Origin of the sequence: Arsukibacterium sp. (assembly GCF_018402695.1) — a bacterium.
Lineage (GTDB): Bacteria > Pseudomonadota > Gammaproteobacteria > Enterobacterales > Alteromonadaceae > Alishewanella.
On the sequence record NZ_JAGYIM010000009.1, the window covers coordinates 175,559 to 197,532 of the forward strand.

At 51.9% G+C, this 21,974-nt stretch carries 21 protein-coding genes; 12 read left to right on the forward strand and 9 right to left on the reverse strand.

From position 1 onward, the window contains the following. Positions 1-2 precede the first annotated feature (2 nt). The 8 genes from ubiB to hemB are packed head-to-tail and all read left to right on the forward strand — an operon-like array spanning position 3 to position 6,094. Positions 3-1,631, forward strand: coding sequence for a ubiquinone biosynthesis regulatory protein kinase UbiB (gene ubiB / locus KG631_RS02910; RefSeq protein WP_213995134.1), 1,629 nt, complete (start codon positions 3-5; stop codon positions 1,629-1,631). A gap of 53 nt (positions 1,632-1,684) precedes the next feature. Further along, complete coding sequence (gene tatA / locus KG631_RS02915; RefSeq protein WP_213995135.1) at positions 1,685-1,930, forward strand: twin-arginine translocase TatA/TatE family subunit; 246 nt, start codon at positions 1,685-1,687, stop codon at positions 1,928-1,930. Further along, entirely contained in the window at positions 1,931-2,296 is a 366-nt protein-coding gene (gene tatB / locus KG631_RS02920) for a Sec-independent protein translocase protein TatB (protein WP_213995136.1), read from the forward strand. Next, positions 2,286-3,044 carry a twin-arginine translocase subunit TatC gene (gene tatC / locus KG631_RS02925; RefSeq protein ID WP_213995137.1) on the forward strand — a complete coding sequence of 253 codons (759 nt, stop codon included), beginning with the start codon at positions 2,286-2,288 and terminating at the stop codon, positions 3,042-3,044. Before tatB ends, tatC begins: the two co-directional genes overlap by 11 nt. After that, positions 3,041-3,568 carry a hypothetical protein gene (locus KG631_RS02930; RefSeq protein WP_213995138.1) on the forward strand — a complete coding sequence of 176 codons (528 nt, stop codon included), beginning with the start codon at positions 3,041-3,043 and terminating at the stop codon, positions 3,566-3,568. The genes tatC and KG631_RS02930 overlap by 4 nt, the downstream gene beginning before the upstream one ends. Then, positions 3,569-4,369 (forward strand): TatD family hydrolase, encoded by an 801-nt coding sequence (locus KG631_RS02935; protein WP_213995139.1) that lies wholly within the window; start codon positions 3,569-3,571, stop codon positions 4,367-4,369. Continuing rightward, complete coding sequence (locus KG631_RS02940; RefSeq protein ID WP_213995140.1) at positions 4,366-5,100, forward strand: GGDEF domain-containing protein; 735 nt, start codon at positions 4,366-4,368, stop codon at positions 5,098-5,100. Before KG631_RS02935 ends, KG631_RS02940 begins: the two co-directional genes overlap by 4 nt. Then, positions 5,090-6,094: a porphobilinogen synthase gene (hemB, locus tag KG631_RS02945; RefSeq protein ID WP_213995141.1), complete on the forward strand. Its 1,005-nt coding sequence runs from the start codon at positions 5,090-5,092 to the stop codon at positions 6,092-6,094. Before KG631_RS02940 ends, hemB begins: the two co-directional genes overlap by 11 nt. Here the strand turns inward: hemB and KG631_RS02950 are convergent. From KG631_RS02950 to KG631_RS02975, 6 genes are all read right to left on the reverse strand, one after another. Next, positions 6,091-8,511 carry an endonuclease/exonuclease/phosphatase family protein gene (locus tag KG631_RS02950; RefSeq protein ID WP_213995142.1) on the reverse strand — a complete coding sequence of 807 codons (2,421 nt, stop codon included), beginning with the start codon at positions 8,509-8,511 and terminating at the stop codon, positions 6,091-6,093. The genes hemB and KG631_RS02950 overlap by 4 nt on opposite strands. A gap of 75 nt (positions 8,512-8,586) precedes the next feature. Next, positions 8,587-9,882: a glycosyltransferase gene (locus tag KG631_RS02955; RefSeq protein ID WP_213995143.1), complete on the reverse strand. Its 1,296-nt coding sequence runs from the start codon at positions 9,880-9,882 to the stop codon at positions 8,587-8,589. Beyond that, positions 9,882-12,137, reverse strand: a complete 2,256-nt coding sequence (locus KG631_RS02960; protein WP_213995144.1) for a hypothetical protein — start codon at positions 12,135-12,137, stop codon at positions 9,882-9,884. Before KG631_RS02960 ends, KG631_RS02955 begins: the two co-directional genes overlap by 1 nt. After that, complete coding sequence (locus KG631_RS02965; protein WP_213995145.1) at positions 12,134-12,907, reverse strand: VTT domain-containing protein; 774 nt, start codon at positions 12,905-12,907, stop codon at positions 12,134-12,136. The genes KG631_RS02960 and KG631_RS02965 overlap by 4 nt, the downstream gene beginning before the upstream one ends. A 5-nt stretch (positions 12,908-12,912) precedes the next feature. Further along, positions 12,913-13,821, reverse strand: coding sequence for a prolyl aminopeptidase (gene pip, locus KG631_RS02970; protein WP_213995146.1), 909 nt, complete (start codon positions 13,819-13,821; stop codon positions 12,913-12,915). Positions 13,822-13,843: 22 nt separating this feature from the next. Continuing rightward, a complete protein-coding gene (locus KG631_RS02975; RefSeq protein WP_213995147.1) occupies positions 13,844-14,071 on the reverse strand; it encodes a ChaB family protein in 228 nt (75 codons plus the stop codon). A gap of 285 nt (positions 14,072-14,356) precedes the next feature. Here KG631_RS02975 and KG631_RS02980 point away from each other — a divergent pair, with 285 nt between their 5' ends. Continuing rightward, positions 14,357-14,971 carry a superoxide dismutase family protein gene (locus tag KG631_RS02980; RefSeq protein ID WP_213995148.1) on the forward strand — a complete coding sequence of 205 codons (615 nt, stop codon included), beginning with the start codon at positions 14,357-14,359 and terminating at the stop codon, positions 14,969-14,971. A gap of 58 nt (positions 14,972-15,029) precedes the next feature. Here KG631_RS02980 and gppA read toward each other — a convergent pair whose 3' ends face one another. Beyond that, positions 15,030-16,589 (reverse strand): guanosine-5'-triphosphate,3'-diphosphate diphosphatase, encoded by a 1,560-nt coding sequence (gppA, locus tag KG631_RS02985; protein WP_301003555.1) that lies wholly within the window; start codon positions 16,587-16,589, stop codon positions 15,030-15,032. Further along, a complete protein-coding gene (gene rhlB / locus KG631_RS02990) occupies positions 16,555-17,841 on the reverse strand; it encodes an ATP-dependent RNA helicase RhlB (protein ID WP_213995149.1) in 1,287 nt (428 codons plus the stop codon). Before rhlB ends, gppA begins: the two co-directional genes overlap by 35 nt. A gap of 101 nt (positions 17,842-17,942) precedes the next feature. Between rhlB and trxA the strand changes: the two genes are divergently transcribed. The 3 genes from trxA to KG631_RS03005 all read left to right on the forward strand — a co-directional run bounded on the left by trxA (position 17,943) and on the right by KG631_RS03005 (position 21,105). After that, positions 17,943-18,269 (forward strand): thioredoxin TrxA, encoded by a 327-nt coding sequence (gene trxA / locus KG631_RS02995; RefSeq protein ID WP_213995150.1) that lies wholly within the window; start codon positions 17,943-17,945, stop codon positions 18,267-18,269. Between the two features lie 192 nt (positions 18,270-18,461). Continuing rightward, on the forward strand, positions 18,462-19,727 hold the full coding sequence (gene rho / locus KG631_RS03000; RefSeq protein WP_097112836.1) for a transcription termination factor Rho: 1,266 nt from the start codon (positions 18,462-18,464) through the stop codon (positions 19,725-19,727). 82 nt (positions 19,728-19,809) lie between these two features. Continuing rightward, positions 19,810-21,105, forward strand: coding sequence for an NAD(P)/FAD-dependent oxidoreductase (locus tag KG631_RS03005; protein WP_213995151.1), 1,296 nt, complete (start codon positions 19,810-19,812; stop codon positions 21,103-21,105). On the opposite strand, the gene KG631_RS03010 is transcribed toward KG631_RS03005, so the two are convergent. Continuing rightward, positions 21,052-21,936, reverse strand: a complete 885-nt coding sequence (locus KG631_RS03010; RefSeq protein ID WP_213995152.1) for a hypothetical protein — start codon at positions 21,934-21,936, stop codon at positions 21,052-21,054. The genes KG631_RS03005 and KG631_RS03010 overlap by 54 nt on opposite strands. Between the last annotated feature and the right edge of the window lie 38 nt (positions 21,937-21,974).

Sequence of the window (21,974 nt, forward strand, 5' to 3'; positions counted from 1 at the left end):
AGGTGCGATTCAGCCGTTTTTATCACATTCAGAAAACGCTACTGCAATACGGTCTTGATGAGCTGATCCCTCCGACCTGGCAACCCTGGTATGCCAGGGGTATGCGCAAAAGTGCATTCTGGCTGAGCAACCGTTACCCTGATTATCCGGTCGGTAAACGGCTGCGACTGGCATTGCAAAGCCTGGGGCCGGTATGGATTAAATTCGGCCAGATGTTATCTACCCGGCGCGATTTATTACCCGCTGAGATTGCTGACGAGCTGGCCAGGCTGCAGGATAAAGTCGACCCTTTCCCCGGCGAGCAGGCCCAGCAGTTAATTGAGCAAGCCCTGGAGCTGACAGATATTAGTGAGCTGTTCAGTAGTTTCAGTGTCACCCCGCTGGCATCCGCCTCAATCGCCCAGGTGCATGCTGCTGTGCTGCGCCAGGCTGATGGCAGCGATGCTGACGTGGTCATAAAAGTGATCCGGCCGGATATTCGCAAGCAAATTATTGCTGACCTGGATTTAATGGATGGCCTGGCGGCTATTGCCGCCCGCTACTTACCCGACGGCAAACGACTGCGCCCACGTGAAGTCGTGTCGGAATACCGCAAAACCATCCTTGACGAGCTCGACTTGCAGCGCGAAGCGGCCAATGCCATTCAGCTGCGGCGGAATTTCGAAGGCTCGGATTCCCTTTACATTCCTTATGTATACAGTGATTTCAGCCGGCCGAATGTGATGGTAATGGAGCGAATTTACGGCATTCCGGTATCAGACATTGCCGCATTAAATGCGCAGCACACTGACATGGAGTTGCTGGCCAAACGTGGGGTGGAAGTCTTTTTTACTCAGGTGTTTCGCGACAGCTTTTTTCACGCTGATATGCATCCGGGCAATATTTTTGTCTCACGAGACCATCCCGAAAACCCAAAATATATCGGCATTGACTGCGGTATTGTCGGCACCCTGAACAGTGAAGATAAACGCTATCTGGCCGAAAACTTTGTCGCTTTTTTTAATCGCGATTATCGCAAGGTCGCCCAGTTACATCTGGACTCCGGTTGGGTGCCTGTCGACACCAATGTTGAAGAATTCGAAAGTGCGATTCGCACCGTTTGCGAGCCAATTTTTCAAAAGCCGCTGGCCGACATCTCTTTTGGCCATGTACTGCTGAATTTATTCAGCACCGCCCGGCGCTTTAATATGCAGGTGCAGCCGCAACTGGTATTGCTGCAAAAAACCTTGTTGTATGTCGAAGGGCTGGGCCGCCAGCTTTATCCACAGCTGGACTTGTGGAAAACCGCCAAACCCTTTCTGGAAAGTTGGGTTAAACAACAAGTGGGCTTGCCCGCACTTTGGCGCCAGGTTAAAGACAACGCACCCTTCTGGGCTGAAAAGCTGCCACAAATGCCCACCCTGCTGCATCGCTACCTGGAACAGGGGCCGAAGCAACAGGCAATGATGCTGCAACAACTGCAATTGCTGCAATTACAACAACACAAAGCCAACCGGCAAATTATTGCGGCAGCGCTTGCCGCAGGCACCCTGATAAGTGGTACTATAGCCTTTAGCGTTGGGGCGTTATGGCTGGCCGGAGCGCTGCTGGGCGGGGCTATCTTTTTCGGTGCAAAAGCACTATTGTCATAAACTTGTTGCAAACTAACGCAGCAATTTCAGCATAAATTACAGAGGGTGTGATTATGGGTTTTGGCGGCATTAGTATTTGGCAGTTACTTATTGTTCTGGCAATTATTGTCTTGTTATTTGGCACAAAAAAATTGCGAGGCATCGGTACTGATCTGGGTTCGGCCATTAAGGGCTTTCGCAGCTCTATCAAAGATGAACCAGCAGAAGAAGATAAGCCGGAGCAGCTGGCTGACCAAAAGCGTGAGCAAAGCGATATCCCGGCTGACAAAGCCAAACACACAGATAAAGAACCACACTAAATGGGTTTCTGGGAGCTGCTGGTAATAGGGGTTATTGCCCTGCTGGTGCTGGGGCCGGAACGGCTGCCCGGTGCCATCCGCAGTACCGTAAAAACCATTCGCAGTATTAAACAATTTGGCAGCCAGATGCAGGCCGAGCTTAGCGAAAACCTACGGGTGCACGAGTTACATCAGAAGTTAAAAGACGCAGAAAGCAAAAACCTGCTTAATCTGACCCAGGATGAACAAGCGGCGTTAGATGAATTGCGGACGGCGGCAAAATCCGTTAACCCGCCTGCAGATCTGGCTAAACCAGAAACCAGAGATACTGCAACAGTGAAAACTGACCCTGACCCCAAGTCTGTTGAAAATAAACATGAAAACTAAACCGGAAGCCGATAGCCTGCTTGGCCATTTACTTGAGTTACGCAACCGGCTGTTAAAATGCGTTATTGCTGTGGTTGTCGTTTTCGCCTGCCTGGCCTATTTCGCCGCCGATATATATCAGCTACTGGCCGCGCCACTGATTGCTGTGTTGCCCGAGGGCAGCAGTATGATCGCCACTGACGTTGCGGCACCTTTTTTTGCCCCTTTTAAACTCACCTTCATTGTCGCAATCTGTCTGGCGATACCTTACATTTTACTACAGGTATGGCAGTTTATTGCGCCTGCGCTGTACGGCAAAGAAAAGCGGCTGGTTGCACCGCTGGTTATCAGCAGCACCTTGTTGTTTTATGGCGGCATTGCCTTTGCTTATTTTGTGGTATTCCCACTGGTATTTGCTTTTTTTACCAGCGTAGCGCCGGTGGGTGTCACCGTTGCTACTGATATCAGTAGCTATCTCGACTTCGTCCTAAAGCTGTTTTTTGCCTTTGGCTTATCATTTGAAATTCCGGTGGCTATTTTATTGCTGGTCTGGACCGGTACAGTCACTCCAGCCACCCTGGCCAGCAAAAGACCCTATATTGTGGTCGGCGCTTTTGTGCTGGGAATGCTGCTGACACCACCGGATGTGTTATCTCAAACCTTACTGGCAGTGCCCATGTGGTTATTATTTGAAGCCGGTTTATGGTTAAGCCGCTTTTATCAACCCGCACCCGAGCCGGAACAGACTGCAGAGGAAGAACAACGATGAAAAAATCACTTTGCCTGATAAGTACCCTGGTTATAGCAAGCAGTTGTCTGCTAAGTACGCCAGTGCACGCCAACCCGCTGGCTGACGCCCTTGCCGAATGCCGGCAGCAAACAAACGCCTTAAAGCGCCTGGTCTGTTATGACGAAATAACGATAGCAACGACAGCAGAAACATCAGCCGGCCCGGCAGCGGCGAGTAAAGCAGCGGCTACCCCTGCCCGGGCTGCAGAGCCGGCTGCGACCCGCAAGGCAGCAGCACCTGCTGATAACTTTGGCCTGGAGCATAAAAAAGCGGCTAAGGAACAGGCAGACCAGCTTTACCTGACAGTGCAAAATATTAGTTACAGCCCCCGCAAGGAGCTGATTGTCGAATTTGACAATGGTCAAATCTGGCGCCAGAACGACAATAGCTACTACGATATAAAGGTTGGTGAAAGGCATTATATTAAACGCGGCATGCTGAATTCTTTTACCCTGGGCAACGACGAGAATAACCGGACCATTAAGGTTCGCCGGGTCGAGTAAATGGATAGTGCTACGCCAGGCTGGTTTGACTGCGGGGTAAACCTGTTCAGTGCTCAGTTTGCCGGCGCTGAGCAGCAAGTCTGGCTACGGGCACAGCAGGCCGGCGTCAGCAACATGCTGCTTATTGGTTCTGATATCACCGAAAGCCTGCTTAATCAGCAGTTCTGTACTTCTCACCAGGGTTGTTACACCACTGCCGGTGTCCATCCGCATCAGGCTGGCAAGGTAGCTGCAGACTGGCTGGCCCGGCTAACCCAGCTGCTGACACTACCGGCGGTAGTTGCCGTTGGCGAATGCGGCCTGGATTTCAACCGCGATTTCTCACCTCGTCCTATACAGCAACAAGTATTTGCCAGTCAGTTACAACTGGCAAAACAACTGCAAAAACCGGTGTATCTGCATGAACGTGATGCCTTTAGCACCCAACTGGCGATGCTAACAGAGCAGCAGATCAACCAGGGTGTTGCCCATTGCTTTACCGGCGATAGCAGGGAGCTTAGGGCCTACCTCGATTTAGGTTTATACATTGGTATTACCGGCTGGGTGTGTGACGAACGTCGCGGCCAGAGCCTGCAACAGGCCATTCAGTATTTGCCGCTGGATCGGATCCTGCTGGAGACAGACGCCCCTTATTTGCTGCCCCGTACCCTGAAACCCCGCCCCAAACATAATGAGCCAGCGTTGCTACCGGCTATTGCTGCAGAAGTTTGCCGCCTGAAAAATATCGATAGTCAGCTGCTGGCAGCCACCTGCGCCGCCAATGCCCGTCAATTGTTTGGTTTAAGCGGAGTAGCGGCATGAGCAGTTTACTCTGGTTGGCAGCCGGTGCCCTAACCGGTGCCCTGCTAACTGCGCTGGTAATGGCATGGCAGTGGCGCCGCTGGCAACGACAACATTCTGAACAACTTGAAAGCCGTATTCAGAGTCATAATCTGGAGCTGCAAATCGCCCTCGATGAACTGGCTGAAAAAAACCGCTTGCTCGAACAGCAAAATATGCTCGATACCTTAAGTGGTATTTATAACCGAGCGTGCTTTGACAAACGCTTAACCAGTGAACTTAAACGCAGCCGACGGGAAAAAACTACGCTGGGCCTGGTATTGGTTGATATTGACCATTTTAAAAAAATAAATGACACCTATGGCCATTTGATCGGCGATGCCGCTATTCAGCAAATAGCCGCAGCGTTAGCTGCCAGTTTGAAACGCAGCAGCGATGCGGTATTTCGCTATGGTGGTGAAGAGTTCGCCTTATTGTTGCCAAATACCGAACTGGCTGGCTGTATTGAGCTGGCAGAATATGTACGGCAAACAATCAGCAATACGCCCATTCAGATTGGCTCACTGAGCTTATCGGTCACCCTTAGCGCCGGTTGTTATGCCGCAGTTGCTGATGCCAGCACCAGCAGTAACAATTATATTGCCGCAGCTGACAGTGCTCTTTATCAGGCTAAACACCTGGGCCGCAACCGTACCGCTAGTGCCAGCGCTATCGTTACTCCTCTCATTCAGGAATCAGCAAATGAAAGCTAATCGTTTTTTTCCGGCCAGCCGGCCCCGCCGCCTGCGCGAGCACGACTTCAGCCGTCGACTGATGGCCGAGCATCAGCTTACTGTCGATGACTTAATCTATCCGATGTTTATTATTGAGGGTAAAAATCAGCGGCAAACTATCAGCTCAATGCCGGGCATTGAGCGGCTAAGCCTGGATTTACTGGTAAGCGAAGCGAAAGAGCTGGTGGCTCTTGGTATTCCGGCCATCGCCCTGTTTCCGGTAACCCCGGCTGATTGTAAATCGTTAGAGGCGGAAGAAGCCTGGAACCCGGATGGTCTGGCCCAGCGGGCGGTGCGACTGCTGAAACAACACACCCCGGAGCTGGGGGTTATTACCGATGTGGCGCTCGACCCGTTTACCACCCACGGTCAGGACGGCATTATTGACGAAAACGGTTATGTCCAGAATGACATCACTACTGCCGCGCTGGTTAAACAGGCGTTGTCACATGCCGAAGCCGGCGCCGATATTGTAGCGCCGTCAGATATGATGGACGGGCGGATTGGCGCTATTCGTGAAGCTTTGGAAGAGGCCGGTTTTGTTAATACCCGTATTCTGGCGTACTCGGCTAAATATGCCTCCAGTTACTACGGGCCGTTCCGCGATGCAGTGGGCTCTGCCGGCAATCTGAAAGGTGGCAATAAGAAGAACTATCAGATGGATCCGGCCAACAGTAACGAAGCGTTGCACGAAGTGGCAATGGATCTGGAAGAAGGCGCCGATATGATTATGGTCAAGCCTGGCATGCCGTATTTAGATATTGTACGGCGGGTAAAAGACGAATTTGGCGTGCCGACCTTTGCCTATCAGGTCAGTGGCGAATATGCCATGCATATGGCCGCGATTCAAAACGGTTGGCTGGCAGAGCAGCCTGTCGTTATGGAATCCTTGCTGGCCTTTAAACGGGCCGGCGCCGATGGCATCCTGACTTACTTCGCTAAAAAAGTAGCCATCTGGTTAAAACAAGCTTAGTTCACAGCGTCAGATAGCTGTGGCCGCGGTATAGCAAGGGCTATCAGTAGCGGCAGGTGGTCTGACGCCATTTTTGCCTGCTGTGACCCGGGTATGTCCACCGCAGTCACCTCCACGTTTTCACTAACGTAAATATGGTCAATTCTGATAGCGGCAAAGCGGCTGGGGAAAGTTCCTCTTGGCCGGTGACCTTCCAGCAATGTCTGGGCATCCGTCATTTTTTGGCCCAGTCGGCGGCAGACCTCTGAACCCGGCTGGGCATTTAAATCACCACAAAAGATGACAGGCCCGCTGCAATCCGGATGACCCAGCCACTCCTCACCCAGCAAAGCATCAATTTGCGCCAGCCGCTCCCGCGGTTGCAGCCCCAAATGGGTATTAATAATATTGATCTGCTGACCATGCAGTTCTACCGTTGCCCAGATTGCTCCCCGCGGCTCCAGTTTTGGTTTACTCGCCAGGCCGGGCAATGCGTCCGCCTTTACCAGCTTAAGCGGCAAGTGGGTTAGAATGGCATCACCGTACTTTTCTTCTTCCAGATGCATTGCCGGATGAAAATGAAACTCCATTTCCAGATAACGGGCAATCAGCTCGGCCTGATCGAGGCCCTGAGTGCGATCACGGCCAACATCCAGCTCCTGCAATACCACGACATCCGGCTTAGCCAGGGCGATGACTCTGGCGATCCGTTCTATGTCAATTTTACCGTCCAGACCGATACAGCTGTGGACGTTGTAGGTCATCACCCGCAGGCTGTCACAAGACTTTTTGCTGGCAGCAGTCCGACCAGCAAGCCTGGTTGCCCGGCCAAGTTGCTGCAACGCGGCATGGTAAATATCTGATGGTCGGATATAGCCATAAGGCGTGTCAGGCAACACCACATCTTCTGGCAGCAAAGCAAAACCATGGGTTTCAGCGGGCGTGGCGCCAGCATGGGCGCCATTTTCATCGGCAAATGACTGCGCCTTCACGCCTTTGCGCCAGCCCATAATTACCAGATCGCCAGCGTTGGGGTGCTGACACAACCGCAGAATATCCTCACTGACACTGTCCAGAAACGGGTGATCGGCACCAAATATTGCTGCTTTATCGGCCGGCAGATAAAACTCACCTTCCGCGGTGGTTGCCCGCAGCCGATCAGGCCCTTCCACCACTAACACCAGTGGTACCTTGTGCTCACCGGCCAGCTCTGTTGCCAGCAGCCGGCTGTCAGCCTCTGTCAGCGGCGCTCCGGCATAGATATGGCCCACCGGGCCCTGTGCAGCAACCTTGATCTCATTCTCGCCGGCAGCATTGTCATAACCATTATTAACCGTAAACAGTCGCTGTACTTTTTTGCCCCCCAGTAATCTGGCGCGCTGGGTATGCACGCTGCCAGTAACCTGATGCTGAAAATGGCGGGGGGTGGCGGTGAGTTTTTCAAAGCTTAAATCAATAGCCTGCTGCAACGGGTAACCCTGCATCTGATGATATGGCGTTACCTTCGCCTGGCCATGGTCAGAATACAGCCACACCTGATAGCTGCGCCACTGCGACCGATGCGCGGCACGCCACAGCCGGGCAATGCTGTCATCAATCCCTTTCAGGGTCCAGTGCGCGAACAACGAAGAGGGCCCGCGCCGGTGCGATTGCTCGTCGTATCCCAGTAAATTAATATGCACTACCGGCAGGCCCCGGGCGATATCCATTTTACCGCCAATAACACAAAGCTCGCGCAACACTATAGATACCGCAACCCGGGCCGGAATGAATTTTAATTCGCTGAGAAAATCCTGACCTTTAATCAGGCCCCGACAAAAATCAACGATTGCCAGTCCCAGCTCCAGAAAAAACAACGCAATGGTCCGCACGGCACTGTACAAATTACTTAAAACCAGCCCCAACAATACCAGAGGGTTGGCCGCGCGCAGCGCGGCGCCCCAGCCCATCGTTGCTGCGCAAAAGTGGGACTCAGCTGCGCCGCCAGTGTAAATATTGGAATAAGCACTACCGTCTTGCAGCAGCGCGGCCTCACTCTGTTGTTGCAGCTCTTGCTCCACCTTGGCGGCGGTATCGGGCTGCAACATCCGGACAATTTCCCCGGTTTGCTTATCGCGAAACGAAAATGCCGGTACCGCGGTTTTCACCCCGTAAAACAGTTCAGCCTGTACCGCAGGTGTGGTGGCCGGTAGCCCGCTGTAATGTGCCTGCAGTTTATAATGCTCTCGTTGCAGCAAGCGTTGCAAAAATGGCATTTTGCCGCGCTTTAATGCCTGCTGTAACTGCGGTTGCGATAAACCATCAATCTGGATCATAATCAGGCCGGAGCGCACGCCAGAACCTTCTGACACCGGTAATTGCAGCAGCTTTGTAAACCAGTGGCTACGACTAAGGCTGCGCCTCAGCCAGCGAAACCACACTTCAACCCGACTTATCATAAGCTCTCCGGACAGTATTAACGGATAAATAGTAAAACGGATAAACTAACCAAATGCTCTCACTGTGCACTGTCGTTACTTTTTGCTGGTAGCCAGTTTACTGTCAGCGAATAAGCCACTCCCTACCGCTGTGGTACCGGCTACCGCCACACTGCTTAAAATATCCCATTCAGCTTTTATCCATGCCAGCACATCTTCCCAGTCTCTTTCCGTTTTAGTGTTGACAGGCATACTGTCCATAACTGAACGAAAACAAAGTAGCGCCCGGGCCGCCGAGCGCGACATAGCAAATGTTTCAGCGGTGTTGCGGGCGCCCCGGCTCAGCGCAGTAAGCCGGCCGGGGTCGTCCAGTAGCTGAACAAGCGCGACAGCCATTGCCTCTGGTGTCTTTTGCTGTAACAACAAACCATTAGTGTCATTGTCAACCACCTCACGTACGCCCGGGGCATCAAAGGCCACTACCGGCAGACTTGCCGCCATCGCTTCGGTAATTACCATGCCCTGAGTTTCACTGGCCGAGGCAAACGCAAACACATCCATGGCATGTAATGCGTCAGTTAACTGCTGTTGTTGCAGGATGCCTGTCATATGTAACCGGTCAGCAACACCCGCTTCCGCAAATACGCTATGAATTGCCCGCTCAGACGGCCCTGCACCAACTACCAGAAAATGTGTTTCCGGCCTGGTGCTGACAACATCTGCTACCGCCCGGGCTAAGACTTCAAGGTTTTTTTCAGGCGCCAGCCGGCCCAAATGGCCGATGACGCAAGCGTTAACGGGAATAGCAAATTGCCGCCGCACCCGCTCACCATCACCATCAGCAAACTTCTCCAGATATACACCTGTCGGAATAACTTTTACCGGACTGGTAACACCGCGCTGCTGCAGTAAGTCGGCAATACTCTGGCTCGGAGCAATTACCTGATCGCACAGATTGGCATAGCGGGTTGCCAGGGTGATAGCGAATTGCTGCATCGTCAGTGAGTCACCCGGAACATAATGGGTATACTGCTCATACAACGTATGATGAGTGAATATCAGCGGTAATTTGCGATAGCGGGCAGTGCGCAGGGCACTCATCCCTAACAAAAACGGGTGCTGGGAATGAATAATATCGGGTTTAAAATCATCAAGGATCTGGCTTAGCTTATCGTGATACGGCAGGGCCACGGAAAAGTCAGTGGCGTTAAAATTCTGAATCGCAGCAATCCTTACTACATCCAGCTCATCTTCAGGCATATCTGCAAATTCCGGTGCTACCACTAATACCCGGTGCCCGAGTTTCCTGTATTCCGTCACAAACGCCTCGACTGAGCGCGCCACGCCACCCACATGCGGGGTATAAGTATTAGTAAAGATAACAATATTCATCAGTCAGTGCTCCGTTTTTCTAACCTGACGATACCTGTCGCCGCAGCTGCTGTAGTGATGGTCCGGTAGCCGGGTAAACTAATTTCCAATTGCGGCCCCTCAGGTTTATGCCAGTTAGCCTGCCACTCCAGTACCGGCTGTTCATCCTGCTGCCGCGAAATCTGCAGGCTGATGGCGCCAAAGCGAGTCGGAGCCGGGCCAAAACGGACCACATTATCTTGCCCCAGCCAGCGCTGTGGCACGCCAGCTGCCAGCACCAGATGATCACCCTCCTCGCGGACAAAACAGTTTCTGATCATCAACAGCCATTCCGCTGCAGCCCAGACATGATGGCCATCACCCATACAGCCACCACCCGTGCCAGGATGAATCGCCTCCGGCCACTGGCCGGTCGGCGAGGCAAGCCCGGCTACCGCGTCCATTAACACCAGATAGCGGGGGTCATTGGCCCGCAGCAAAATCTGGGCAACATGCAGGGTTAAGTAAGCATTTAAGCCTGAGTGAATCATATCCTGGTAGAACGCATCCTGAACAAAACAGCGTTTTAACAAAAATTCCACGGTATCCAGCAGCCGCGGATCGTCAGGGCGGCACAATTGCACCGGGTAACCGATAGCCAGTGAGCCAATGGCGCCCGCATCCAGCCGCCGGTAAGGTGATGCGGGCATGCCTGGCCGCTTCAGCCGGCTGGCACACTGCTGCAGACTGCTATCTATCGCCGTACTGAAATCCGCGGCGGCCTGACTAAACTCTTGTTGCAGTTTGGGATCGACATTTTTAAACAGCGCGGCGGCGGCCTGTAAGCCAGCTACTCCCCAGAAATCGTCCCAGTAATAATAATCGTTGGGCCCCAGATGTTCGGCACTAAAGCCAGCAGGTAATAAACCGGCATGTGGCGCATCCAGCTTATCTGACAGCCGCTTGTTGATGATCCAGCGGGCCCCTTTTTTCAGCGGGCTATGCCAGTCAGTTGATAATTCGCGGCCGGTTAATTCAGCATAGCGCTGCAGGATCCAGAGTACTTCACCATTGGCGTCCCACTCCCCTTCCTGGGAACGAAAGTAGCCCAGCAAAGTTTGCCTGGCTGGAAATTGTTGCAAGGCGCGGGCGGCACGCTCAGTCAGGCCGGCGCAAAGTAAGGCATGAATAATAAAGGCTGCATCCCGGAACCAGAAGCGTTTGTAGGTATAGGGGCCGGGATACACATCCTCTGGTGAATGCAGGATCAGTGAACTTAACGCCGCATCATATAAGAACTGATAGTGCGGGTCCGGGCAGGTCAGCTTGCAACATTTTTGCTGCTCGGCCGGCCAGGCACCAGGTTGCAGCTTTGGCTGAGCCGCAGACATTAACGGCACTGCCACCTCAACGTCATGCCAGTCATTATCTGGCAATTTAAACAGCGCTGCTGCCGTTACCATCCCGACATTACAGATGCCTTCGGCCTGCTGCTGCGCATCGGCAAGATGAATGTAAACGTCACCTTGTTTGTACGCAGACACATGATAACGATCTGCCGGTCGGCTGAACTGAATTCGTTTATCCTCATCAACCAGCCACTGGTTGCGCTGCTCGTTCAAGGCCACTTTATGAATAAAGCTGACACCCTCCGGGTTTTGTGGCCGCAAGGCCAGCACCAGATAACCGGGCTTGTCCGCTTTCGCCCTCAGCCGCATTTTTACAACTGGCACGCCTTGTTCAAGCGCCACCCAGGCCTTATTCTGCAAGGTCATTCCCTGCTGGCGGGTAGTGGTAGTAATACTGACATCTCCGGCGACGGTCAACTGCTGTTGGCACTCGTCCAGGCGGGATGGCAGCAGACAGTCCCCGTCTTCAGGCATTATCCAGCCATCGAGTGACCAGCTGTCCAGAAACGGGGTTAACAGACCGCGGGGGTCAACAATGGGTAGCTCAGGACAATCCGGATAACCAATTGCCGTCCAGTTGCGATGCGTCAGGTTAATATGGGTAATTGAAAATGCCCGGGGAATGAACGATTTATCACAAGGGTCAAACTGACGCTCAATCCAGTATGGCCACACCCAATCCAGGTTATGCTGGATAACTCTGCTGTTAATTAAGCCACGTGCGTGGAACACCACGCCAGCACGTAGCAATTCGATAGGTTCACCGACCTCAGAGGGCTGAGCAAAATTATGCAGTTTCGCCAGTAAAGCAATCGGGTCGATAAAACCATTTTTGTGGGCGACATACCGCACCACATAGCGCCAGGGCAACCACTTTAACCAGGTCATACCTTAGGCTCCTTTTCAGTGTCTTGCGTGGTATATTTGGCCAGCGCCCGGTTGGCCAGCCGGTTCAGATAAATCACAACCGCCACCGCCGCCAGAAAACCACCCAGATACAGGGCCCACTCCCAGCCAGAGCGCTGCTGCTGACCAAACTCAAAAGTGGTGATATCAGCAATCAGCGAGCCCAAATACACGTTATGCACGGTAAACGGGATAAATCCGAGCAGGGAGCCGGCAATATAGCCGCGCAAAGAAAATTGCGTTAAACCAAAGAAATAATTGGATATCTTGCTGGGAAAAAATGGGATCAGCCGGGTCAGCAAGACGATTTTCCAGTCATTTTTGCTCAGTTCGTCATTAACCAACTGCAGCTTCGCCCGGGCCATAATGAATTGTCTGGCGCGTTGGCCAAAGGTATAACGGGCAAGCAGGAAAGCAATGGTGGCCCCCAATGTCGTGCCCAGCACCACATACACTGAACCTTGCACCACACCAAACACAAAGCCGGCACCTATGGTAAACAGAGCGCCGGGTAGCAGTAATACCACTACGGCGGCCATAATCAGCATAAACAGTAATGGCGCCCAGGCCCCCTGCTGCTTAAACCACTGCAGCAAGTGCAATACTTCGGTGTGCACACCAAAGTACACCAGTAGCGCCAGCACCACCGCAACAAACACCACACTGCCTGCCATACCGAGAATAGCAGTCCTGGTACTGTTTTTTTTCTGCGGCTCAGCCGCTGTTTTGCCGTTCGTAGGCTCGGGGCTCACTATTTCTACTCCTCAGGTTCTATTGTCCGCAGGATAGTCCGCAAGGCCTTAAAATTTTCAGGTTCGCTGGCATCGTGTGCCGCATGCGGCGTAATAGACAACCGGGCCTGATTAAGTGATGCGGCCAGTTGCCAGGCTGAATCACAGGGACAAATCGTGTCATAGCGGCCCTGGACAATATCTGTTGCGATGTCCTGCAATCTTGCGCTGTGGCGCAGAATATAGTCTTCCTCAATAAAACCATGGTTATAAAAATAATAGCTGGCCAGTTGCGCCATTGGTAAACTGACAGCCGGTTCAGAAAACTCCGCAATTTTCTGTTTGTCAGGCGTTAAAAATGAATTGACGGCTTCCCATCTGGCCCAACTGACTGCCGCAGCCTCCTGCTGCCGGGCACTGCCCGTGCTTAGCAACCTGAAATAGGCCGCCACCGGGTTGTCTGGCTGGTCAATCGCATCTATAAAATGCTGATATTCATCCGGGTACAACTGGTTAGCGCCCTGCCGGTAAAACCAGTCCAGTTCCTGCTGCCGGCATAAAAAAATTCCCCACAGAATTAACCGCGATACCCGCTGCGGATTATCAATAGCATAGAGCAAACTGAGCGTACTGCCCCAGCTTCCGCCCACCAGAATAAATTGCTCAATCGCCAGCGCACGGCGCAACTGCTCGATATCGGCAATCAGCTGCGCAGTAGTATTGGCATGCAACCGCTCGGTATATTTGCTAAGACCACAACCACGTTGATCAAAATAAATCACCGGCCGGCGCAGCCCGGCAAACAGTTGCTTGTCAGCCTCACGGACGCCCGCACCAGGGCCACCATGGACAAACAAAAGGGGGGTAGCACTGCGGATATCGCCCTGGATCTGGTAGTGAAGCTGATGGCCGTCGCCAACCTTAAGATACGGCATCTGTGCACTCCCTTACCGCTACTTACGTGGCAACCCAATTGCCGGCATCGTTTTTATGATACTTTTGCTTAACTGCTGCCCAGGCAACTTTATGAGCGACCTGCTCCCGGCTATCATCACCATCCCGTTTTTCCGGGTCTTTATATTCATCCCAGGCGCTGTTAAAGGCTTCCTGATAAATCTCCTGGGCATGCTTGGGTAAGTTATCTTGAACTGAATCCGGTAACTCGCTGCGTTTATCGTATGGCATTGAAACTCTCCTGCTGACAGTTAACTTCCCTAACTGATGCTGGTGTTGTTAACAGAATGCAAAAGCAAAGCACGTGCCAGCTTGAAAAATCGCCTTAAGCTGAGTTGGCGTCAAAATTGCTACTTAAACCTTAGTTTAGCCTGGTGCAACCCTGGACAACTCTGGGTTAGTGCAACTTTGGAGTAGTGTAACTTTGGAGTAGTGTAGCCTTGTAATCGTGCAACCCCCGGAAACGACGGGGGTTGCACGAAAGAAAAATTTTTAAACCAACCGAAGGAGATCATTATGAAATTACGGATTTTTTCATTATCAGTCATTGCGACAGGTTTATTAGTGGCATGTAGCCCGGATCCCCGCCCGACCAATGAACCGGCGAACAACGCCACCCCTATGGCTGAACAGCCGCGCTCGCCTGCCGCGACCGAGACAGATCCAAACACAGATGCAGATACCCTGATTGTCTATATGAACCGGGTTACCCCGGATGAAGTCGGGGCAGGTGCCGGCACCATTTCGGTCAGACAAAGCCCAGAGGGCCTGGTTTTTACGCCAAATCTGCTGGGGTTAACGGCGGGTAAGCATGGTTTTCACGTTCACCAGAACCCAAGCTGCGAGCCGGAAATGCAAGACGGTAAAAAAGTTGCTGCGGCAGCGGCGGGTGGCCACTATGATCCGACCAATGCCGGCAAACATACCGGGCCAGAGGGCGATGGCCATAAAGGCGATTTACCCATGATCGAAGTGGATAGCGCGGGCGTTCAGCAGCAAGTTACTATTAACGGCTTAACGCTGGATGATCTGAAAAACCGCTCGCTGGTTGTGCATGAGCGTCGTGACGATTATGCCAGTGATCCGGCAGGTGACAGCGGTGCCCGTATTGCCTGTGGTGTGATCAAATAATCCGTAATAATTACAAAGGGCCCCGGTAATATTTACTGATAACGGCTTGCGGCAGTGGCTATTTAATCAGCAACTGCCAGCCAGCCTGCTGCTGATATTGTATTTCCTGCTCTAACTCTGCCCGCATTAGCGGATGCTGCTCCAGCCAGTTGGCTGGCATTTGTAAAGTAAGGGTTTCTGCTTTAGTGGTAATTTTAACTTCAGGCAATACTTCGTGCCGGCGGCGCATTGACAGAATAACTGCCAGCCGCAAAATTCGGGTTAGCCGCACCGTCAACAGCACTGATGTCATGGTTTGGCGGGCAATCACTTCGCGGCTGATGTCAGCGCGATGATTGTAAACCAGCGCCATAACCAATTGTTGTTGCGCCCGGGTAAAGCCCGGCAAATCAGAATGATTAATAATATAGGCGCCATGATGGTGATGGTTTTTATATTCAATCAATAAGCCAAGCTCATGCAACAGGGCGCCGGAGCGCAACATACTGTGGCCTTCAAATTTGTCCAGGTCCCAGCGATGTTGTAACTGCCCGGCCAATTCAACCGCCATATCAGCCACCCGTTCAGCATGGCGCTGATCAATAAAATAGCGCACCATCAGGCTGGCAACAGTGCGATTGCGTACATCACTGTGCTGTAACTGCGGTAACATGCTATACAGCACGCCTTCGCGCAGAGCACCACCCGACAAGGTCATGCCATGGATCTGTAATTTACGAAACAGCGCCACCAGAATGGCCAGTCCCGAAGCAAACACCTGTTTTCGCTCCTGCGCCAGGCCAATAATATTCAGCTGGGTTATCGGGCCGCAGGCCATGGTTTGCTGCATAATATCTTCCAGCTTACCCAGGGTAATGACTTCATCTTTACCCTGGGCCACCAGAATTTCCTGCACCGCCTGGACCGTGCCCGATGCACCAACGGCAATTTGCCAGCCTTTGGCCAGAAACTCAGCACCAATAGGTGCTATTTGCTCAGTAGCTGCCTGAATAGCCTGGTTAAAATTATCTTCACTAAGCTCACCATCGCCAAAATAGCGCTCCAGATAGGTCACACAGCCCATATTCAGGCTGGCCAGTAGTTCAGGGGTAAAGCCCCGCCCCACCACCACTTCGGTACTGGCACCGCCAATATCAATCACTAAACGGTTGGAGTCACAATTTGAGGTATGGGCGACACCCAGGTAAATGATCCGGGCTTCATCGGCACCGCTGATCACCTGCACCTGCTGGCCCAGAATAACTTCAGCTTCTTTCAGAAAGGTTTTTACATTTTGGGCTAACCGCAGAGTGGCGGTGCCGACTATCCGGATATTGGCAGCCGGTATATCCTGCAATCGCTCAGCAAATAATGCCAGGCATTCCCAGCCCCGCTTCATTGCTTTGCGGCTTAACACTAAATTATCGTTTAAGCCGGCAGCCAGACGCACTTTGCGCTTTACCCGGCCTATTACCTGCACAGAGCCGCCAACCACTTTCACCATTAACATATGAAAACTGTTGGAGCCAAGATCGATGACCGCATAGATATCGCTATGCGGTGAGGTGTCGCTGAGGAGTTCGCCTGTAACCAGCGGCTCGGCCTTAACGGGGCCGGCTGCGGGGATTTCTCGGGCCATTACTGCTGCGTCCACTGTTGCCACGGCCCGGACCACTGCGAGCCTGACCCGGACGCCGACGCACCCGTGGTTTAGGTACAGTCAAATCATCAAGTAAGGCATTAGCATCATACTGAGTTAACGCTATTGGATGTTTTATATAATCTTCAATAGCCGTTAAGTTCAGAGCATAGCGCTCGCAGGCAAAGCTGATGGCTTTACCGCTTTCACCGGCCCGGCCAGTGCGACCAATCCGGTGTACGTAATCTTCGCAATCATCGGGTAAATCGTAGTTAAAAACATGGCTGACTTTCGGGATATGCAAGCCACGGGCAGCGACATCTGTTGCTACCAGGATATCCAGCTTGCCGGTGGTAAAGTCATCCAGAATTTTCAGGCGCTTCTTCTGAATAACATCGCCGGTAAGCATGCCTACCCGGTGACCGTCTGCTTCCAACCAGGCGTAGACATCTTCACAGGCGTGTTTAGTATTAGCAAACACGATAGCTTTGTCAGGCCAGTCTTCTTCCATCAGCGTCAGCAGCAACTTCATTTTATGCTCATGCGCCGGGTAAAATAATTCTTCACTGATCTGGCTGCCGGTCATTTCATCCGGCGCTACATGAATATGCACCGGCTCGTTCATTTTCTCGAATGCCAGCTCCTGTACCTTGTAAGATAAGGTGGCCGAAAATAATAAACTTAACCGTTCGGTGGCCGGGGGCATGCGGTTAAACATAAACCGGATGTCTTTAATAAAGCCTAAATCGAACATCCGGTCGGCTTCATCCAGCACCACAACCTGAATTTGATCAAGGTCATAGAGCCCTTGTTTTAAATAATCAATTAAGCGGCCGGTGGTGCCAATTAAAATATCTACACCTTGTTCCAATAATTGCCGTTGAGAATCGTAACCCTCGCCACCATATATTAAGCCAAGCCGCATATTAGTTTTTTGCGCAAGCATAACGGCATCATTATGGATCTGCACGGCAAGTTCCCGCGTAGGAGCCATAATGATAGCGCGCGGCTGGCCAGAACCTTTAGGTTCATGGTTAAGCAAATAATGAAAAGTTGCAGTTAAGAAAGCCAGGGTTTTACCGGTGCCGGTTTGGGCCTGACCCGCTATGTCTTTACCAGCCAGTGCCAGGGGTAAACACTGAGCCTGAATTGGCGTACAATAGCTGTAACCTTGCGCCGCTAAGGCGTCAAGAACCTGTGGTGCCAATGCGAAATCGGCGAATTTATGTGAGGTTAAGTGAGTTTTATTCATACCTGCCTAGCATAACTGTTACGCTTGCAATAAGAAACAGCCACGTTTAAATTGATAACACATTTTTGCAGTGTAACTGCACAGCCTGAACGGAGAAATAGATGAGCGAACAAATTTTACAGGTTTCTGACGACAGTTTTGAAGCTGATGTTTTAAAAGCTGAAGTGCCGGTACTGGTCGACTTCTGGGCAGAATGGTGTGGCCCTTGTAAAATGATCGCACCTATTCTGGAAGACGTTGCTGAGGAATACAGCGGTAAAGTGAGCATCGCCAAGGTGAATATTGACCAGAATCCGAATACCCCGCCTAAATTCGGTATTCGTGGCATTCCAACTTTACTGTTATTCAAAAATGGTCAGGTTGCTGCGACCAAGGTCGGCGCCTTATCGAAAACCCAATTAAAAGAGTTTTTAGATAGTAATATCTGAAAATGACGGAAAAAGGCGTATTTTTGTACGCCTTTTTACTGTTCGCTGCTGGACGTGCCAAACAACTGCTGCTATTGTGTGGCTAAGCAAATATCATAAACCACGCTTGTCTGTCGAATAAACCAACTTCCAAACCTTTATTATCGAGCCGATAAGCATTTTCTGTTTTTACCAACAAGAACCCATCAAACTATGCATTTAACAGAACTGAAACTGAAACCAATTAGCGAACTGGTTGATTTGGCCGAGTCCATGGGCCAGGAAAACATGGCCCGCCTGCGCAAACAAGACATTATCTTCGCAATCTTAAAAGCCCACGCTAAAAATGGTGAAGAAATTTTCGGTGCAGGCGTATTGGAAATTCTGCAGGATGGTTTCGGTTTTTTACGTTCTTCTGACAGCTCATACTTAGCTGGCCCGGACGACATTTACGTTTCTCCCAGCCAAATTCGTCGCTTTAATCTGCGCACCGGTGACAGCATTTCCGGTTTAATCCGGCCGCCAAAAGAGGGCGAGCGCTACTTTGCCCTGTTAAAAGTGAACGAAGTGAACTTTGGCCGGCCAGAGCAAGCCCGTAACAAAATTTTATTTGAAAACCTCACCGCACTGCATGCCAACTCGCGGCTGCGGATGGAGCGTGGCAACGGCAGCCGGGAAGATATCACCGCCCGGGTGCTCGATTTAGCCTCACCTATTGGCCGTGGCCAGCGCGGCTTAATCGTGGCGCCGCCCAAAGCCGGTAAAACCATTTTGCTGCAAAATATTGCCCAGTCAATTGCCGCTAACCACCCGGAATGTGTGCTGATGGTATTGCTAATTGACGAGCGGCCGGAAGAAGTAACAGAGATGCAGCGCCTGGTAAAAGGTGAAGTTATCGCCTCTACCTTCGACGAGCCCGCCAGTCGCCATGTTCAGGTTGCTGAGATGGTAATAGAGAAAGCCAAGCGGCTGGTTGAACATAAGAAAGATGTCATTATCCTGCTCGATTCTATTACCCGTTTAGCCCGCGCTTACAATACCGTGATCCCTAGCTCCGGTAAGGTCCTTACCGGTGGTGTCGATGCCAATGCGCTGCATAAACCAAAACGGTTTTTCGGGGCGGCCCGTAATGTCGAAGAAGGTGGCAGTTTAACCATTATTGCCACCGCCCTGGTCGATACCGGTTCCAAAATGGATGAGGTTATTTACGAAGAGTTTAAAGGCACCGGTAATATGGAACTGCATTTGTCGCGCAAAATTGCCGAACGCCGTATCTTCCCGGCCATCGACTTTAACCGTTCAGGTACCCGCCGCGAAGAATTACTGGCCTCGCCGGAAGAGTTGCAGAAAATGTGGATCTTACGCAAAATCTTGCACCCAATGGACGAAAGCGACTGCATGGAGTTTTTAATCGACAAACTGTCGATGACCAAAACTAACGACGAATTTTTCGACGCCATGAAGCGACAAAAATCTTAACTCCTGAAACCGGCCCCCGCGCCGGTTTTTTTATGGCTGACAAGCACTACCCGATTTAGAAATAACGGAAGGAAAGCGTAACATGATCCCCCCTCGCATCGTAGTTGTTGGCGGTGGCGCCGGTGGCCTGGAACTGGCTACCCGGCTAGGTAACAAACTGGGCCGGAAAAAACGCGCCCACATCACTCTGGTCGACCGCAATCATACTCATATCTGGAAGCCGCTGCTGCACGAAGTGGCCACTGGTACGCTTGATGTTGAAATTGATCAACTCAGCTACCGGGCCCACGCTGCCAGCCACCACTTTGAGTTTCAGCTGGGTAACTTTACCGGATTAAACCGCGAGCAACGCACGGTGACCCTGGCTGCCATTGCCTCAGGTGATGGCGAGCAACTATTGCCAGAACGCGAGCTGAGCTACGACTATCTGGTGCTGGCCATTGGCAGTATTTCCAATCACTTTAATACCCCGGGCGTGGCAGAACACTGTATTTTTCTGGACAGCCCGGGCCAGGCTCATCGTTTTCAGCGACGTTTACTCGATGCCTATCTGAAGCTGAATTCGCCTGAACATCCGAAAGACAAACTGAATATTGCCATTGTCGGGGCCGGCGCAACCGGGGTAGAACTGGCTGCAGAGCTTTATCACGCTGCGGCAGAGCTGAACCTGTATGGCTTTGCCGATTTACGCTCTGAACGGCTGAACATTCATCTGGTTGAGGCCGGGCCGCGTATTCTGCCGGCCCTGCCGGAACGGATGGCGAATGCGGCTTTAAAAGAGCTACAGAAACTCGGGGTAGATGTCCGGGTTAATACCCGGGTTACGGCCGCTGACAGTCAGGGTTTGCAACTGGGCGACCAGCATCTTGACGCTGAGTTAATGGTCTGGGCAGCCGGGATTAAGGCGCCGGATTTTATGGCTGATTTAGCCGGGCTGGAAACAAACCGTCTTAATCAGCTGCTGGTTAAGGCCACGCTGCAAAGCAGCCGCGACGCCAGTATCTATGTGATCGGTGATTGTGCGGCTTGTCCGCTACCTGACGGCAAATGGGTCCCTCCGCGGGCCCAGTCAGCGCATCAGATGGCCAGCCTGGTAGCCGCTAATCTTATCGCTACCCTCAATAGTAAACCGCTACGGGAGTTCCAGTATAAAGATCACGGCTCGTTAATCTCATTAAGCCGCTTTGGTACCGTAGGCAGCTTAATGGGCAATCTGGTAGGCGGCGCTATGATGATCGAAGGCCGGATAGCCCGCTTGGCGTATATTTCGTTATACCGGATGCATCAGGTTGCGCTGCATGGCTGGCTGAAAATGCTGGTGATCTCACTGGTCGCGCGCATTAATCGCATTGTCCGGCCACGACTTAAACTGCATTAACGCGTTCTGCTGTAACTGGTTGATGTCAGTGCTCAGCCTGCGCCGGGCACTGTCATCAAGCCAGCGCTGCATCGCCTCAATATAAGACTGTTGTTGCCATAGCTCTGGTAATAGCCGATCTATCACCGCAATTGCTGCCTGGCCTACAGCATCGTTGGTGCAGGTTACATGGGACACACTGGCGATATTGGCATTAACAATAGCACGGTGCTCCAGAGTCGCCGCTACCGGCAGTAACTGGTTGAAATACTCCATTCGCTCCGGATACTCGACTACGTAATCTACCCTGCCGCTGAGCAGCAACGCCGCTGCATTTACATCACCACTTAACGAATAACTGCTAAGGTTACTGCCTGCTTGCTGCAGCACCTTCAATACCGGTTCGGGATAAAACCGGTTGGGTTGGTACACCCCGGTTAATGCCGGGTCCTGCGTCAGCTTTTCAATTACCACGCCATCAGGCTGATTAGCCTGATGCTCACTAAGACGACCAGCGAGAAAGCCAACAGCCAGTGCAGGCCCTACCGCCATGGGTCTGGAAAACAGCCGGTTGCCCGCGCGCTGCTCTGAATATAAGGTACCAACGGTACAATTAGCAGTTTCAGCGTCAATAAACACCTGTTCCAGTTTGGCCAGGCTGACCAGCCGTGACTGATGATTAAACTCAGGCATTAAGGTCGTTATTTGCTGATGTAATAAATCAAACGTACCCTGGCCCTGATAGGGGCCATTGATAATCTGATGTGGTGGCCAGTCGGTCTGCAACCAGTTAAGCTGAGGCTTAGCCTGAGCGCCGAACGCCAGCAGCAAAAATAAACCTCTTAGTAACATAAGTAGCCCCGATATTAACCGATTTAACTTTAGCCAAT

Bases quoted from the DNA above. Each gene is read 5' to 3' on its own strand.
- tatA (WP_213995135.1), top strand. From the start codon at position 1,685: ATGGGTTTTGGCGGCATTAGTATTTGGCAGTTACTTATTGTTCTGGCA.
- tatB (WP_213995136.1), top strand. From the start codon at position 1,931: ATGGGTTTCTGGGAGCTGCTGGTAATAGGGGTTATTGCCCTGCTGGTG.
- tatC (WP_213995137.1), top strand. From the start codon at position 2,286: ATGAAAACTAAACCGGAAGCCGATAGCCTGCTTGGCCATTTACTTGAG.
- KG631_RS02930 (WP_213995138.1), top strand. From the start codon at position 3,041: ATGAAAAAATCACTTTGCCTGATAAGTACCCTGGTTATAGCAAGCAGT.
- KG631_RS02935 (WP_213995139.1), top strand. From the start codon at position 3,569: ATGGATAGTGCTACGCCAGGCTGGTTTGACTGCGGGGTAAACCTGTTC.
- KG631_RS02940 (WP_213995140.1), top strand. From the start codon at position 4,366: ATGAGCAGTTTACTCTGGTTGGCAGCCGGTGCCCTAACCGGTGCCCTG.
- hemB (WP_213995141.1), top strand. From the start codon at position 5,090: ATGAAAGCTAATCGTTTTTTTCCGGCCAGCCGGCCCCGCCGCCTGCGC.
- KG631_RS02950 (WP_213995142.1), bottom strand. From the start codon at position 8,511: ATGATAAGTCGGGTTGAAGTGTGGTTTCGCTGGCTGAGGCGCAGCCTT.
- KG631_RS02955 (WP_213995143.1), bottom strand. From the start codon at position 9,882: ATGAATATTGTTATCTTTACTAATACTTATACCCCGCATGTGGGTGGC.
- KG631_RS02960 (WP_213995144.1), bottom strand. From the start codon at position 12,137: ATGACCTGGTTAAAGTGGTTGCCCTGGCGCTATGTGGTGCGGTATGTC.
- pip (WP_213995146.1), bottom strand. From the start codon at position 13,821: ATGCCGTATCTTAAGGTTGGCGACGGCCATCAGCTTCACTACCAGATC.
- KG631_RS02975 (WP_213995147.1), bottom strand. From the start codon at position 14,071: ATGCCATACGATAAACGCAGCGAGTTACCGGATTCAGTTCAAGATAAC.
- KG631_RS02980 (WP_213995148.1), top strand. From the start codon at position 14,357: ATGAAATTACGGATTTTTTCATTATCAGTCATTGCGACAGGTTTATTA.
- gppA (WP_301003555.1), bottom strand. From the start codon at position 16,589: ATGGCCCGAGAAATCCCCGCAGCCGGCCCCGTTAAGGCCGAGCCGCTG.
- rhlB (WP_213995149.1), bottom strand. From the start codon at position 17,841: ATGAATAAAACTCACTTAACCTCACATAAATTCGCCGATTTCGCATTG.
- trxA (WP_213995150.1), top strand. From the start codon at position 17,943: ATGAGCGAACAAATTTTACAGGTTTCTGACGACAGTTTTGAAGCTGAT.
- rho (WP_097112836.1), top strand. From the start codon at position 18,462: ATGCATTTAACAGAACTGAAACTGAAACCAATTAGCGAACTGGTTGAT.
- KG631_RS03005 (WP_213995151.1), top strand. From the start codon at position 19,810: ATGATCCCCCCTCGCATCGTAGTTGTTGGCGGTGGCGCCGGTGGCCTG.
- KG631_RS03010 (WP_213995152.1), bottom strand. From the start codon at position 21,936: ATGTTACTAAGAGGTTTATTTTTGCTGCTGGCGTTCGGCGCTCAGGCT.